This window comes from Zunongwangia sp. SCSIO 43204, from assembly GCF_019904275.1.
GTDB classification, from domain to species: domain Bacteria; phylum Bacteroidota; class Bacteroidia; order Flavobacteriales; family Flavobacteriaceae; genus Zunongwangia; species Zunongwangia mangrovi.
In genome coordinates this window covers 1,002,394-1,017,112 of the sequence record NZ_CP063204.1, presented here as the reverse complement: position 1 = coordinate 1,017,112, position 14,719 = coordinate 1,002,394, and the positions used below count along the sequence as shown (strand labels likewise).

14 protein-coding genes and 1 tRNA gene are annotated in these 14,719 nt (G+C 33.7%); 4 read left to right on the top strand and 11 right to left on the bottom strand.

What is annotated here, in order from left to right; genetic code table 11:
- Nucleotides 1-2: 2 nt before the first annotated feature.
- Nucleotides 3-401 (top strand): DoxX family membrane protein, encoded by a 399-nt coding sequence (locus tag INR75_RS04455; RefSeq protein ID WP_223090935.1) that lies wholly within the window; start codon nucleotides 3-5, stop codon nucleotides 399-401.
- Between the two features lie 82 nt (nucleotides 402-483).
- Here the strand turns inward: INR75_RS04455 and INR75_RS04450 are convergent, their stop codons facing one another.
- The 6 genes from INR75_RS04450 to INR75_RS04425 all read right to left on the bottom strand — a co-directional run bounded on the left by INR75_RS04450 (nucleotide 484) and on the right by INR75_RS04425 (nucleotide 8,288).
- Complete coding sequence (locus tag INR75_RS04450; protein ID WP_223090934.1) at nucleotides 484-1,050, bottom strand: OmpH family outer membrane protein; 567 nt, start codon at nucleotides 1,048-1,050, stop codon at nucleotides 484-486.
- Nucleotides 1,051-1,346: 296 nt separating this feature from the next.
- Nucleotides 1,347-2,174 carry a class I SAM-dependent methyltransferase gene (locus INR75_RS04445; protein ID WP_255584641.1) on the bottom strand — a complete coding sequence of 276 codons (828 nt, stop codon included), beginning with the start codon at nucleotides 2,172-2,174 and terminating at the stop codon, nucleotides 1,347-1,349.
- Nucleotides 2,175-2,735, bottom strand: coding sequence for a hypothetical protein (locus tag INR75_RS04440; RefSeq protein ID WP_223090933.1), 561 nt, complete (start codon nucleotides 2,733-2,735; stop codon nucleotides 2,175-2,177).
- 35 nt (nucleotides 2,736-2,770) lie between these two features.
- Nucleotides 2,771-4,642, bottom strand: coding sequence for a tRNA uridine-5-carboxymethylaminomethyl(34) synthesis enzyme MnmG (gene mnmG, locus INR75_RS04435; protein WP_223090932.1), 1,872 nt, complete (start codon nucleotides 4,640-4,642; stop codon nucleotides 2,771-2,773).
- 15 nt (nucleotides 4,643-4,657) lie between these two features.
- Complete coding sequence (gene ybeY, locus INR75_RS04430; RefSeq protein ID WP_223091851.1) at nucleotides 4,658-5,080, bottom strand: rRNA maturation RNase YbeY; 423 nt, start codon at nucleotides 5,078-5,080, stop codon at nucleotides 4,658-4,660.
- Between the two features lie 10 nt (nucleotides 5,081-5,090).
- On the bottom strand, nucleotides 5,091-8,288 hold the full coding sequence (locus INR75_RS04425; RefSeq protein WP_223090931.1) for a DUF4175 family protein: 3,198 nt from the start codon (nucleotides 8,286-8,288) through the stop codon (nucleotides 5,091-5,093).
- Nucleotides 8,289-8,522: 234 nt separating this feature from the next.
- Here INR75_RS04425 and gltX point away from each other — a divergent pair, with 234 nt between their 5' ends.
- Nucleotides 8,523-10,040, top strand: coding sequence for a glutamate--tRNA ligase (gene gltX, locus INR75_RS04420; RefSeq protein WP_223090930.1), 1,518 nt, complete (start codon nucleotides 8,523-8,525; stop codon nucleotides 10,038-10,040).
- 74 nt (nucleotides 10,041-10,114) lie between these two features.
- Here gltX and INR75_RS04415 read toward each other — a convergent pair whose 3' ends face one another.
- The 4 genes from INR75_RS04415 to INR75_RS04400 form a co-directional block, all read right to left on the bottom strand.
- Entirely contained in the window at nucleotides 10,115-10,345 is a 231-nt protein-coding gene (locus INR75_RS04415; protein WP_092539813.1) for a DUF6327 family protein, read from the bottom strand.
- A complete protein-coding gene (locus INR75_RS04410) occupies nucleotides 10,345-10,701 on the bottom strand; it encodes a phage holin family protein (RefSeq protein ID WP_092539812.1) in 357 nt (118 codons plus the stop codon). Before INR75_RS04410 ends, INR75_RS04415 begins: the two co-directional genes overlap by 1 nt.
- A 5-nt stretch (nucleotides 10,702-10,706) precedes the next feature.
- A complete protein-coding gene (locus INR75_RS04405; RefSeq protein ID WP_092539811.1) occupies nucleotides 10,707-11,081 on the bottom strand; it encodes a YtxH domain-containing protein in 375 nt (124 codons plus the stop codon).
- 130 nt (nucleotides 11,082-11,211) lie between these two features.
- Nucleotides 11,212-12,891, bottom strand: coding sequence for a glutamine--tRNA ligase/YqeY domain fusion protein (locus tag INR75_RS04400; RefSeq protein WP_223090929.1), 1,680 nt, complete (start codon nucleotides 12,889-12,891; stop codon nucleotides 11,212-11,214).
- A 418-nt stretch (nucleotides 12,892-13,309) separates the two neighbouring features.
- Between INR75_RS04400 and folB the strand changes: the two genes are divergently transcribed.
- Nucleotides 13,310-13,666, top strand: coding sequence for a dihydroneopterin aldolase (gene folB / locus INR75_RS04395; RefSeq protein WP_223090928.1), 357 nt, complete (start codon nucleotides 13,310-13,312; stop codon nucleotides 13,664-13,666).
- Between the two features lie 54 nt (nucleotides 13,667-13,720).
- A tRNA-Cys gene (locus INR75_RS04390) sits at nucleotides 13,721-13,791 on the top strand.
- Nucleotides 13,792-13,980: 189 nt separating this feature from the next.
- Here the strand turns inward: INR75_RS04390 and INR75_RS04385 are convergent.
- Nucleotides 13,981-14,694, bottom strand: a complete 714-nt coding sequence (locus INR75_RS04385) for a LysE family translocator (RefSeq protein ID WP_092539808.1) — start codon at nucleotides 14,692-14,694, stop codon at nucleotides 13,981-13,983.
- Between the last annotated feature and the right edge of the window lie 25 nt (nucleotides 14,695-14,719).

Here is a 14,719-nt window from a genome sequence, read left to right as displayed (position 1 = left end):
AAATGGCTAAAATCGATTTTAATATCGCTTTGTTGCTAATATTGGTCTTTTTGTTCATCACTTTTTTTATGTCGTTTTTTGAAAAAGTAAGTGATTATAAAGGCACGAGATCGTTTATGGAATCTCATTTTAAAAACAGCTTTTTGGCCAAAAAAATAGTCTTTCTTTTACCTATTTTGGTCTTTGTAGAATTGATCGCGGTTATTTTGCTCATTTTAGCGATTATAAACCGAATATTTAGCTTCAGTAACTTCAATTTTAGTCAGTTTTCACTTATAAGCTGTGCGATAAGCCTAATGATGCTTCTTTTTGGGCAGCGCGTAGCCAAAGATTACCAAAGTTCTGCCGGAATTACCATTTATTTTATCCTTGTAATCCTGGGATTCTTCGCTTTAGGCTAATAATTCAAAAAATTACGTGATTATCGACAATAAAAAAGCCCGGCTAAAAACCGGGCTTCAAAACCTATAATTTCAAGATCTATTATTCTGCTGAAGTTGTATCGGCTTCAGTTTCTTCAGCCGGAGCTTCTATCGTTGGCTCACCACCGTAGCTCTCGTTCAATTCTTTTAAAATTTCATCTGTGATATCTAAACCTTCTTTAGCATACATGATGTTTGCAGATTCGTTGCTTCCGAAGATATAAGTATATCCATTTTCTTCCCCGTATTCTGCCACAAAATCTTTCACTTTCTCTACAACTTCGTCGATAGCTGTATCACTATCGTTTCTTAATTGCTGACCAATCATTTGGCTTTGCTGTTGTAAACGCTGCCCTTTTTGCTGAAGCTCCTGCTCTTTCGCCTGTCTTTGTGAAGCAGACATCGAATTCATGCTTTGCTGATATTCCTGAACTTCCTGCTGAAATTGTTGCTGCGGACCAGTTATTAATTGTGTTAATGAATCTCTTCGGGATTCAAACTCAGCTTCCACATCTTTCATTTCTTTATAATCCTGAATCACTTTTGTAGTATCTACATAAGCCGTTTTTTCCTGGTTACAAGAAATTAATGAAATTGCTACTGCTCCTATTGCGATTAATTTTTTCATCTTAAAAATTTTTTAGTCGGCAGCAAATGTAAAAAAAGTATTTTAAGTGAAATGCTTAGTACAATAAGAGAAAGTAAATCCAAAAAATCTTTTAGGCTAAAAGTTCAAATTCTTGGTTAAAACACGCGATTTCACTAAAATTAAAAATTATAAAGTATAATTATTCAAAATAAAAATACAATAAGAATACTTTATTATAATCAACCTATTACAAGCTGATTTCAGAGCGTTTTAAAATTTAAATATAGAATTTACTGTTTCAAAGGCTAAATAGTGCTTAAATCGGCTTATTTCGATTACTTCGATGATTTTTTAAAGAAATAGACCATCGAGCTGTACTCACCGGTATTAGCAGCAGCTAAATTTGATTTTAGCCCATTTCTAAATGCAGATAATAATTTTTGCTTTCCCGAACGATGTTTTTCTGAAAGCATACTTACATAAAAAGAATCAAATTTTAATCCGGTAGCATTGTAAAGTTTAAAACCATTTTCCAAAAATAATGTCTGAATCCCAATTTTTGAGAAATGCCATAAATGTCGAGGAACATCAAAAGCCGCCCAATGCTCTTTATAAATGTCAGCATCCTTACTTTTAAAATTAGGAACGGCAATAACTAAAATTCCGTCATCTTTTAATAAACGATGAAATTCTTCAATTTGATGATTAAGGTTTGGTACGTGTTCTAAAACATGCCACATACTAATTACATCATAAGTATCAGAAATTTCTGATAGACTAGATTTTAATTCAAGATTTTTATTTTGGGCATTCTTTCTGGCAATTTCACTGGGCTCTATTCCATTTACTTCATAGTAACGAGAAGCTGCAATTAAAAAATCTCCCGTTCCCGCTCCAATATCTAAAAGTTTGCCTTTGGATTTATCTTTTAATATCCAGCCTACTTTTTTCTGAAGCATATAGGCTTTTACGATATTGTATAATTTATCGATAAAAGATTTTGAAGCATCCGTATGAGAAATATAATCTTCACTTTTATAATAAGCCGAAAGATTTTCTGGAACGGGTTGAGTTTTTAGAATATCGTAATGTTTCCATTTTTCTAATCGATACTCTTCCCCACTTACTAAATGATCTTTGCAATAAATTGTTGAGTCTTCCACTTAAGGTAATGCTTTATAATTTTTCTGATATTCGAAAAAGTCGTTTTCTAATTGCTGAAGAAAATCTCTAACTCTGCTTGAATATAAGGACGAAGTTGAAATATGATCGATCCCTTCGTTATCTGAAATTGAAATATTCACAAAGAATTTAATCGGGCCTGTATTATCGTCCCGATCCTTTTTATTAAACTCTGATTCCTCATAAGTATTTTCGTCATCATCATTTCCCAATAAGCTATCTAATATTTTTTCGGCAACAGGAATATCAGTGTAAACTTCTCGATCATCTTTAATCCTAATCGTTACTAAAAATTCCTTATCTAATTCAGGAAAAAGAATAATTTCAGATCGAACTAAATCATCTTCCCTATTTAAATCTAAATAATTTTTAAACCAGCTTTTGGCGATTGGCCGTTGAAGTTTTGTTTGAAATAGATAATAATTCTGCCCATTTTCTGTCTGTACAATTCTAGAACCTTCAATATTAGGAACCGAATGTGTTGTAATTCGGCATCCCGATAAACAGAAAATAAGTCCCAAAAATATCCAATATCGCTCCATGGAAAATTAGATGTTCCACGTGGAACGTTCAGAAATTAACGTCCCATATAAACCAACAATACCGAAATATCATTAGGACTAACACCACTAATTCTTGATGCCTGTGATACATTTGCCGGTTGAACTTTATTTAGTTTTTCTCGAGCTTCAAACGACATAGATTTAATCTTGGAATAATCAAAATTCTTAGGAATCTTTACATCTTCCAAACGATTCAATTTATCGGCATTATTCTTTTCCTTTTCAATGTATCCAGAATACTTTACCTCTATTTCTGTTTGCTCTAACATTTCAGTATCCAAAGCATTTTTCTGAATAAACTCTTCTACTCCTGGAAATTTTCGAACATCTTCCATCGCAATTTTCGGCCTTGAAAAGATCTTGAAAATCTTATCAGATTGTTTCATTGGGGAAGAATTATAATCAGCTAACACAGGATTTGCATCTTCAGGAACTACAGAAGTATCCTTTAAGAAAGAAACAAAAGAAAGCGATTTCTTCTTCTTCTCTTCCATTTTTCGCATTCGACCTGCAGAAGCTAGACCTAAATTATAAGAACGTTCTGTTAATCTAAAATCGGCATTATCTTGTCTAAGTAAAGTTCGATATTCAGCTCTAGAGGTAAACATACGATAAGGCTCTTCTGTTCCTTTCGTAATTAAATCGTCGATAAGTACACCAATATAAGCTTCGTTTCTTTGCAGAATAAAGGGATCTTTTTCCTGAACTTTTAAAGCTGCATTAATTCCTGCCATCATTCCCTGGCAAGCTGCTTCTTCATAACCGGTAGTTCCATTAATTTGACCGGCAAAATATAATCCGTCAACCAATTTAGTTTCTAAAGTATGTTGCAATTGCGTTGGTGGAAAATAATCATATTCTATTGCGTAACCAGGTCTAAAGAATTTCACATTTTCGAAACCGGCAACAGATCGTAAAGCATCAAATTGAACATCTTCTGGAAGCGAAGTTGAAAACCCGTTCACATAAACTTCAACCGTATTCCAACCTTCTGGCTCTACGAAAAGCTGGTGACGATCCTTATCTGCAAAGCGATTAATTTTATCTTCAATTGAAGGACAATAACGCGGACCTAAACTTTTAATTCTGCCATTAAACATTGGAGAACGATCAAAGCCAGACCGCAAAATATCGTGCACCTCGTTTGAGGTATACGTCATATAACAAGAACGCTGTTTACTTAAAGGTTTTGTTTCATCTGAATACGAAAACTTACAAGGAATTTCGTCTCCAGGCTGTTCAATCATCTTAGAATAATCTAAAGATCTACCATCAACTCTGGGCGGCGTTCCGGTTTTCATTCTTCCGGCTTCAAAACCTGCATCGATAAGATCTTTTGTAATTCCGGTTGCAGCAGCTTCCCCTGCTCTACCGCCACCACGTTGCTTATCTCCAATATGAATTAATCCATTTAAAAAAGTACCATTGGTACATACTACAGATTTAGCTTTTATCTCAATTCCCAGAGAAGTACGAACACCCGTAATCTTATGATTTTCGATAATTAAACCATGTACCATTTCCTGATAAAAATCAAGATTAGGCGTTTGTTCTAATCGAAGTCTCCAATCTTCAGCAAAACGCATACGGTCGCTCTGTACACGCGGACTCCACATCGCTGGCCCTTTAGATTTATTCAGCATTTTAAACTGAATAGCGCTAGTATCACTGACCAAACCACTATATCCTCCCATAGCGTCAATTTCCCGAACAATCTGTCCTTTGGCAATTCCACCCATAGCAGGATTACAACTCATTTGCGCGATATTCTGCAAATTCATCGTAATTAGCAAAGTACTACAGCCCATATTCGCGGCTGCGGCAGCAGCTTCACTACCGGCATGTCCAGCTCCTACAACAATAACATCATACTCCGTATTGAACATAAAATCTAATAATATTTAAGATTGTTCCACGTGGAACAATTTAATTTTTTCACTCTCTTTTCTACGCATTAAAGCAGCATCTTCTTTAGACTTATCCTTGTAACCACAGTAATGCAAAATACCATGAACGATGACTCTTTTTAACTCTGTGTAAAAGTCTTCATTGAATTCAGCAGCATTTTCTTTCACACGTTCTGTACTAATATAAATATCTCCGTTCAAAAGATTACCCGTCGAATCATCAAAACTAATAATATCGGTATAGGTATCATGATCTAAAAAACGCTGATTGATATCCAAAAGATATTCATCGTCACAAAAAATATAACTTATTTCTCCAAGTCGTTTATCTTCCGAAGAAATTACACGTTGTAACCAATTTTTGTATAAATCAGTATTCTCTAAATTAAAGTCGTTTTCAGAATAAAAATTGATTATACCGTCTTCGCTATTCATTGAAATAAGTATTGATACGTTTCTTTAAATTCGGGCGCAAAGGTAATGTTTGTCTATCTAATATTTCAATGCTATTAAAATAATCTTTAATATCGATAACTGGCTCATTGGACTGATTATCAAAATTACGCAGATTAGATTTACTTTCCCTTTCTTCCAATTCCCCTTTCTGATTAATAGACTGTTTAAGGTCTAACATTTTTTGGTTTATTCTATCTAAAGATTCAAGAGAATTTTGATTGAGATTATTGTTGAGAATATCCTTTTCCAAAGAATCATACTCCTGCTTCAAATCCTCTAAATCCATACCATTCTGTTGCAGGATTTCATTAAGCTCATTGCGGATATCTTCCTGCCTTTTATAAATTTCAAAAAGTTCAGATTGCGCTCCCTCTCCTTCCTGCTGTTGAGAACCCTCTTGACTCTTTTGCATTTGCTCCTGAATATCCTCCCCAAGCTGTTGCTGTTTCTTTATAACATCAGGTAGTTGTGGACCACCACCTTCCCCTCCACTTCCGGAAGCATCGGAACCACTTCCAGAGCCAGAATTCATTTGATCATTCATATTATCCAAAATCTCATTTAAAAGCACAGCAAGATCATTGGCTCCAGTAGTTGTGTACTGCTGAGAAGATAGCGCTTTAGACAAACGAACATCTGCAAGCTCATCTAAGGAATTATCGAGATTAAAGGAAACATCTTCTAAATATTCAAATACTTTCTCAGCTATAAAATCATTGTTCAAACCTAAAGCAAATAAACTATCGTCTATATGTTCAAAGTTTTCTTTTAACACGTATTGATTCTTTAATTCTGAAGAAAACTCAGGGCTACTAGAATTAATTTCTCCAAAACGATCCATTAGGTTCTCCTGCTCAAAAGAAAATATAATAAGATTATCCAAAACTTTACGCAAGGCTTCTGTATCTGCCTTAAGCATTTCCATTTCCATACTCGAAGAACTTTGTCTCATTTCCTTTGCAAGCTCTTTCATTTTTTCTCCGGCATTTTGCTGGCCTTTCTTTTTTTGCTCCTCGATAGAATTATTCTCGTTGGACTTTAAATCTTCTAATTCCTTATTAATATCCTGTTCAGATTCTTTATTTCTTTCAAGGGATTTTGGACGTTTTAAATCCTGATTTTTATTCTGAAGTTCATCCAACTCCTTTTGTATTTGTTTGAATTTAGCATTTATATCTTCCTGAGAGCTTTCAGACTTCTCTAAATTTTCTTGCTCCTGCCCTAACCTATCTAATTTATCAACTAACTGATTATACTTTTGCTCAACATAATATTGTTTAGTTAATTCTACCAGTTGCTCTAAACTTCTTTTTGAAGACTTCTTGTTTTTTGATAATTTTTGAAGCTTTTTTTGAAGATTTTCATCTTGAATTTTATCTGAATATTGCTTTAACTCCTCTAACAGTTTTTGATTATCTTCAAGATTATTCTGGCTATTTTCTAGTCGATCCTTTAAGTTCTTAGCATCACTATTTTCAGGATCAGCGTCAGAAAGTTTTTTTTCTAAGTTCTTAGAAAATTTCTTCATTAACTCATTTTCTCTTTCCTGAGATTTTATAAATGACTCTAACTTTTGCTTTTGCTCATAATCAAATTCTTTATTTTCTAATTGATCATTAAGCAAATTATTTAGCTCATCTTCCTCTTTAAATTTTTCAAATTCCTTAGATAAATTATCGATATTTTCTTCTTGATCTTGTAAATTTTGATCACTAATTTCTTCTGATGTTTTATTATAAAAAGTAAAGACTTCTGAAGAAGCCGATTTACTTCCATTCACCTCATCATTATCGAAAACCTGAAAATAGTATTCATAATTACTACCTTGTTCAACTTCTAAATCTCCAGGAAAAGAAGAGTAAAACTGACTTACATTTCCTCTATTAAAACTGATTGATTTAGATTGAAATTCTTCCTCCCCTACTTTTCTATATTTCAATCTTAAATTAGAAATACCATGATCGTCACTGATCTTTCCACCGTAAAATTTTGAAGAACGATTTATAGAATCTACTTTCTCTTCAACCGTAATTTTTGGGGAACGATCTTTTACAATTTCTAACTGAAATGATAGTGGCTGGTAATTTTTTAGAACTGCATTCGAAGTAGATAAAGTATAATTTAAAGATTGGCTAAAATGATCTTTAAAATTATTTTCTACTTCTATTAAAGTGTCAGGAAATTGAAGATTTACAGTTTTTGTATTACGATGCTGAAAGTTCCATTCCAATTCTGTCCCTTCAGGAATAGTTAAACTTCCTTCGCCGTTGATTTCTTCATTTTCTAGATCTAAATATTCAGGATATTGAATTTGAATATTAAAATTAACCAACTCAGGAACCGGAATAATTGCTAAATTATAAGTTTCAGAACTTATATTATTAGTTTTAAGTTTAAATTCCTGATTTTCAGTAACATTCCTAAATATATGAGTAAAGCGTCCAGGTTCTAGTTGCTTCATAAAGTATTCGGCATCACCAACATTTACTTTCACCTGACTAGGAACTTCCTCACCTACTACATTAACTTCCAATAAATAATCTTCACCTTCAATAACTTTAAGATCATCGTTATTAAGGATAAAACTAAAAGGAGCTGGTTTTGTATATACCTGGTCATAATTTTTAATACGATCAAAGGAATTGTATAACCACTCCCCTTCTCCACTAATTACAAAAGCTAGAATTAGCAAAACAGGAATCGAAGCTGCCAACATATAATCTCGATATTGGCCAAAATTCACAGCCTTTCTAAAATTATAAAATTTAAGCTCGGAGGCTCTTTGCCGGATTGCGGCTTCAAGGAATTCTGAATTTCGTTGAGATTTCAACTCAATTAAATTCAGCAATCGATCATCGATTTCAGGAAAATAGCTACCAATAAGCATGGCGGCTTCCTTATCTGAAATTGCACGCTTAAGATCTAAAACTTTTAGTAAAGGTAAACCAATAAAGAAGATCAACAGGAATAATTCAACCACCAAAAATGATACGAACAGCACAAATCTAAAACTGGTAGCAAACCAAATAAAATTCTCTAAACTCAATACAAGCAAAAAAAATAACAGCCCAGTCAAAACAAACAAAGCACTTCCTTTTATAAGAAGGTTTAATTGATACTTTCTTATAAAGGATTGTAATTGATCTTTAACTGCTTCAAATTCTGCCATAAGATTCTGTCTTCATTTCCTGTGTATTGGGATAAAATTCAATTGATAAAAGTTCGCGTTGTTGAAATTAAAAATTACAACGATACTCCTATCTGATTGATTTGCCTAAATGTAAGTAATATTCAGCATAAATAACAGTCGGTTAAAATTTGAAAAATTACCAAAATCCCAACATCACAATTTTTAGGATTGCATCATTTAGGTTGTATCTTTGCCACAAAAATAAAACCATTTATGTCTTCTAACGTACGCGTAAGATTTGCACCAAGCCCAACGGGGCCTTTACACATTGGCGGAGTAAGAACAGCTTTGTACAATTATTTGTTTGCTAAAAAACATGGCGGTGACTTTATTTTAAGAATTGAAGATACCGACCAAAACAGATATGTTGAAGGAGCTGAGCAATATATTATCGATTCTTTAAACTGGTGTAATATTCCTTATGATGAAGGACCAGGAAAAGAAAAAGATTGCGGACCATACCGCCAAAGCGAACGCAAAAACCTTTATAAAGCTTATGCCGATAAATTAATAGAAAGTGGTAATGCTTATTACGCTTTTGATAGTGCAGAAGATTTAGACAAGCATAGAAAATCACACGAAGCTGAAGGTAAAACTTTTATTTACAACTGGCATAATCGTGAAAAATTAGACAATTCTTTAGCCTTACCAGCAGAAGAGGTTAAAAAAAGAATTGAAAATGGCGAAAACTATGTAGTACGTTTCAAATCTCCACAAGGCGAAATTCTAAAAATTTCTGATGAAATTAGAGGAAATATGGAGATCGACACGAATATATTAGATGATAAAGTTTTGTATAAAAGTGACGGTATGCCAACCTATCACTTAGCAAATATCGTAGATGATCATTTAATGAAGATCTCTCATGTAATTCGTGGTGAAGAATGGTTACCTTCTTTAGCATTACACTTTATTTTGTATCGCGCTTTTGGATGGGATGCTCCTAAATTTGCACACTTACCACTTATTCTAAAACCACAGGGAAAAGGTAAATTAAGTAAACGTGATGGTGATAAATTAGGTTTCCCGGTATTCCCTTTAGAATGGAAAGATCCAAAAAGTGAAGAAGTTTCAGCCGGATATCGTGAAGATGGTTATTTTCCAGAAGCGGTAACCAATATGTTAGCTTTCTTAGGATGGAACCCGGGAACTGAACAGGAATTCTTTTCTTTAGAAGAATTAGCTGAAGCTTTTGATCTTAAAAGAGTTCATAAAGGCGGAGCAAAATTTGATCCTGAAAAGACAAAATGGTTTCAACAACATTATTTACAAGAAGCCGATAATGATTTTATTGCTGAAGAATTTTTAGAAATTTTAAAAGAAAAAGAAATTGAAGCTAGCAAAGACTACACAAAACATGTAGTTGAACTAGTAAAAGAACGAGCTGTTTTTATTGAAGATATTTGGGAACAGGGATTTTATTTCTTCATCTCCCCTACTTCTTACGATCCCAAAAATGCTAAAAAAGCATGGAAAGAAGGAACTAACGAACTTATGAACGAACTTATTGAAGTTCTGGAAAGTGTTGAAGATTTTAAAGTAGCGATAATTTCTGAAAAAGTAAAATCCTGGATACAATCTAAAGAAGTAGGTTTTGGAAAAGTAATGCAACCTTATAGAATTTCTTTAGTAGGATCTCTACAAGGTGTAGATATTTTTGAAATTTCTGAAGCTATAGGAAAACAGGAAACTATAAACCGAATTAGAACGGCAACAAAAACTTTGAGCTAAAATTCGATTATTTTATAAAAAACAAAAGGCTTCTAAAATTAGAAGCCTTTTTTAATACTTTTAAGCCTATTTCTCTATTTAGATGAAGTTACTACTCGTTTTACTCCAAATATCTTCGCTACAGCCTTTAAAACGATCGCTTTTTGAGCAATTGCTCCAATGGCATTTCCAAAGACACGAACAGGAGAAAGAGAATCTTTAACTTCTTCTACAGTTAGTTTAATTTCCTCTTTATCGATCTGTGTTTGTAGTTTTAGGATCTTTAGATCTCTATCTATTTCTTCAAAACTGGTATACTGTTTCATTAATCGTCTTCATTAAAGATTTCACGCGAAAACTTCTTAAGCATAAACTTTGTTAAAGGTTTTTTGCCAAAGATCACGAACACAACTATCATTACCAGATAAAAACCACCTACAATAAAAAATCCAGAGGATGGTTGCTCTAAAGCTGCGCTAATTGCAAAAGCAATACCCATAGATACAAATGCCACTGCTGTACTTAGCGCAAAAGCAACAATCAAAAAAGTTACCAGTGAAATGGCAGACTTTGATGATTGCTTAAATATTAAAAGTTTGTAATATTCGGCATTAGAATGCGCAAATGCCTTTACATTATCGTTAAGTTCGTCAATACTATTAGTTAGTTTTTCAAACGCCATAAATATTAGACCACTACTTTATTAGCTTTCGTTTCAGCTTCTTCTTTCTTGGCTTCTTTTTGCAGTTTGGCATTTTGCTTTCTTAACTCTTCAAGTTTAGATTCCATTGCAGATAAGATATCATCAGCTTTATAACTTGCGCTAGATAATGTTTCTTCTAATCTTTCTTCGAAATCTAATTTCGCTTTTTTAGCTTTTTCGGTAAGATTTGATGCTGTTTCGTTGTACTTTTTGTTGAAACGATCCTGAGCATCTAATGCATCTTCTCTTAATTTCTTTCTTGTTTTTTCACCTTTATCGGGAGCATATAATAAACCAACTCCAGCTCCAATAGCTGCTCCGGTTACTAATGCTAACAATGTGCTTCCTGTATTTGCCATAATAAAATAAAGTTTTTGATTAATACTTTCTCTCAAATATACAGTATCAACCGGTTACCCCTTGTTAATAACCGGTTAATATGTATTTTGGCAATACTAAAATATTCTTAAACAAGTACTTATACAAGGATTACTTCTGTTTTTTAGCCCAACTATCTCTTAGGGTTACTGTTCTATTGAACACTAAATGATCTTTTGTGCTTTCTTTATCGATACAGAAATATCCAATTCTTTGAAATTGAAATTTGTCTAATTCTTCTGCAGAACTTAAGCTTGGTTCTACATAACCGGTAATTACATTTAATGAATCTGGATTTACAAATTCAATGAAATCTCTATCTTTTACGCCATCTGGAGCTTCTTCTGTAAATAAGCGATCGTAAAGACGAACCTCAGCTTTTATCGCATGTTTTATAGAGACCCAATGTAGTGTTCCTTTTACTTTTCTAAGTGATTCTTCTGTACCACTTCCACTTTTACTTTTAGGATCGTAAGTACAATGTATTTCTAGAATATTACCTTCTTCATCTTTAACTACATCTTCTCCTTTGATGATATAGGCATTTTTAAGACGAACTTCTTTACCAAGTGTTAATCTAAAGAATTTACGATTAGCGCTTTCTTTAAAGTCTTCTCTTTCGATATATAATTCACGGCTAAAAGGAACCCGTCTAGATCCTGCAGCTTCATCTTCAGGATTATTTTCGGCTTCCAGCCATTCTTCTTCCCCTTCAGAATAATTAGTGATCACCAATTTTACAGGATCTAAAACACCCATAACTCGTGGTGCTTTTTTATTTAGATCTTCACGAACACAAAATTCTAAGTGAGAAACATCGATCATATTCTCACGTTTTCCTACCCCAATAGATTCAGCAAAATTCTTAATAGATTCTGGTGTGTACCCTCTTCTTCTTAGTCCAGAAATGGTTGGCATTCTAGGATCGTCCCATGACTCTACTATTTCTTTCTCTACCAGTTGCGCAAGTTTACGCTTACTTACAACGGTATGACTAAGGTTTCTACGCGCAAATTCTCGCTGTTTTGGGATAAATTCTCCCGGCTTGCTCACTTTTGCAATAAACCAGTTATATAATTCTCTATGTGGTAAAAACTCTAGCGTACAAAACGAATGTGAAACCTGCTCGATAAAATCACTTTCACCATGCGCCCAATCGTACATAGGATAGATTTTCCATTCCCCCTCTGTACGGTGATGCGGTTTATGTACACAACGATACATAATTGGATCTCGCATAAGCATATTACCGCTGGCCATATCTATTTTTGCCCGAAGTACATGAGCACCTTCTGTGGTTTCTCCATTCTTCATTTGCTCGAAAAGATCAAGGTTTTCCTCAGTGCTTCTGCTTCGATACGGACTTTCTGTTCCCGGTTGGGTTGGCGTTCCTTTTTGCTCTGCAATAGCTTCAGAAGTTTGGCTATCTACATAAGCATCTCCGTTCTTAATTAATTCTACTGCCCAATCGTATAATTGCTGAAAATAATCTGATGCATAACATTCCTTAGCCCATTGGTAACCAAGCCATGCCACATCTCTTTTAATTGCATCAACAAACTCCCTTTCTTCCTTAATAGGATTGGTATCATCAAATCTTAGATTAACAGGAGCATTATACTTCTCTCCCAAACCAAAATTTAAACAAATTGAAGAAGCATGTCCAATATGCAGATAACCATTAGGTTCTGGCGGAAAACGGAACATTAGATTTTCCTTTTTATAATCTGCCTTTAAATCTTCTTCTATGATTTGCTCAATAAAATTGAGTGATTTTTTTTCTTCAGCCATACGTTAAATCAGCATCCCAATTACAGGATATGAATAAATATTAGTTCAAATTCTATAAAATTTCATCCAATTTTAAGGATAAAATTTATCGCTCTTTCCTTCAGTTTTCGATCTAAATCCTGATAAAATCAACTACCAGATCAAATCTCGAATACCAAATAAATTACCTAGAAGCAAGCCTACAAGGTATTTGTTGGAAATAAACTTTTAATTTCCAGGCAAACCTTAAGGTATTATACCCTTTGGCGTTGCCCATAAAATAAGTTACAAAGTTATCAAAAATTAATGCATCGCATAAAGTTATCTTAAGCAGAATTATATATCGAATCTTTAAATGAAAATTACTACGGAGGAAAACAATTCAGCATAAATAATATTAAAGAATTAAAACAGTCCTATCTTTGCTAAAAACATATTTGTGGGAAGTATAAAACTGAAAAATATTAGGGTATTTGCTTATCATGGCTGCCTTGTTGAGGAAGGAAAAATAGGAAGCGATTATCGCGTAGATCTTAAAGTTAAAGGAGATCTGTCTAATTCGGCTACATCAGATGAGTTAAAAGATACGATCGACTATGTACATTTAAATAAGATCGTAAAAGAAGAAATGGCTATACGATCTAAACTTTTAGAAAGTGTGGCCGAGCGGATTAATAATCGTGTACTACAAGAAATCCTTATGGTGCAAAAGGTAAAGGTTTCAGTATCAAAAATTAATCCGCCAATTGGAGGTAATGTGGCTATGGTTAGTGTAACCCGAAGTAAATCCAGATAGATTTTTAGTTTTAGAACTTAAAATTTTTATTACATTTGCGTTCCCAATTAAAAGGGCATCGTGGCCGAGTGGCTAGGCAGTGGTCTGCAAAACCATGTACAGCGGTTCGAATCCGCTCGATGCCTCTTCAAACAAAAGGCTTTCCAGATTTTTGGAAAGCCTTTTTTTATTCCTCTTTTTGATAATTGCTATTGAAAAACTTTTTCTTCAGGTCAACTAATCTCCAATTGCGATTCCAGATCATTTCAGAAAAACAAATGCTGAAATTATCGAATTTCAGCATTAATTATTTTCTTCCGAAGTATATAAAATGATCAGGATTTATTTTCGAATAATCCTATCCCGTCACCGGGAGTAATATTATCGATCTGTTCGCGAATCTCATTCACTTCACCAGGGAAAGCACCCTGTGAAATCAAAACAATCCCAAAAACCACTAACATCACGCTAATCCCCTTCTTCATCACGTAAATTCGCTTAGGCGTAAGTTTTCTATTAAGTTTTTTAGCCAGTAAGATCTTAAATACATCAACAATTAGATAAGTTACTAAAACTGTACTAAAAAACACTAAAATACGATCGCTTTGCATTTCTAGCCTGGGTCCAAAAACAATAATTAATCCCAACCAGAAACCAAGCACACCAACGTTTATAAAATTCAGTAAAAAACCTTTTAAAGCCAGGCCTAAATAATCGCTTTTACCAAGCTTTCTAATATCTGGACTTTCTTCTTCCTGTGGTAATGCCTTTTTGGTTTGAATAAAGGTCATTACACCGTAAGTGGTAAGAATCACACCTCCAAAAATGAACAATGCAGGATCATCTTTTATACGTTCTAAAAGCTTCGTAGTACTTAAATATGCAATAAACAAGAATACCGTATCTGCTATAATTACGCCCAGATCGAAAGATATAGCCGCCCTAAAGCCTTTTATTGCTGCGGTCTCCAGTAATACGAAGAAAACTGGTCCCAACATAAAAGCCAGAAATAAGCCTAATGGCATGGCTGCTAAAATATCATGTAGCATAAGCTGTATTTAGAATGCAAAAATA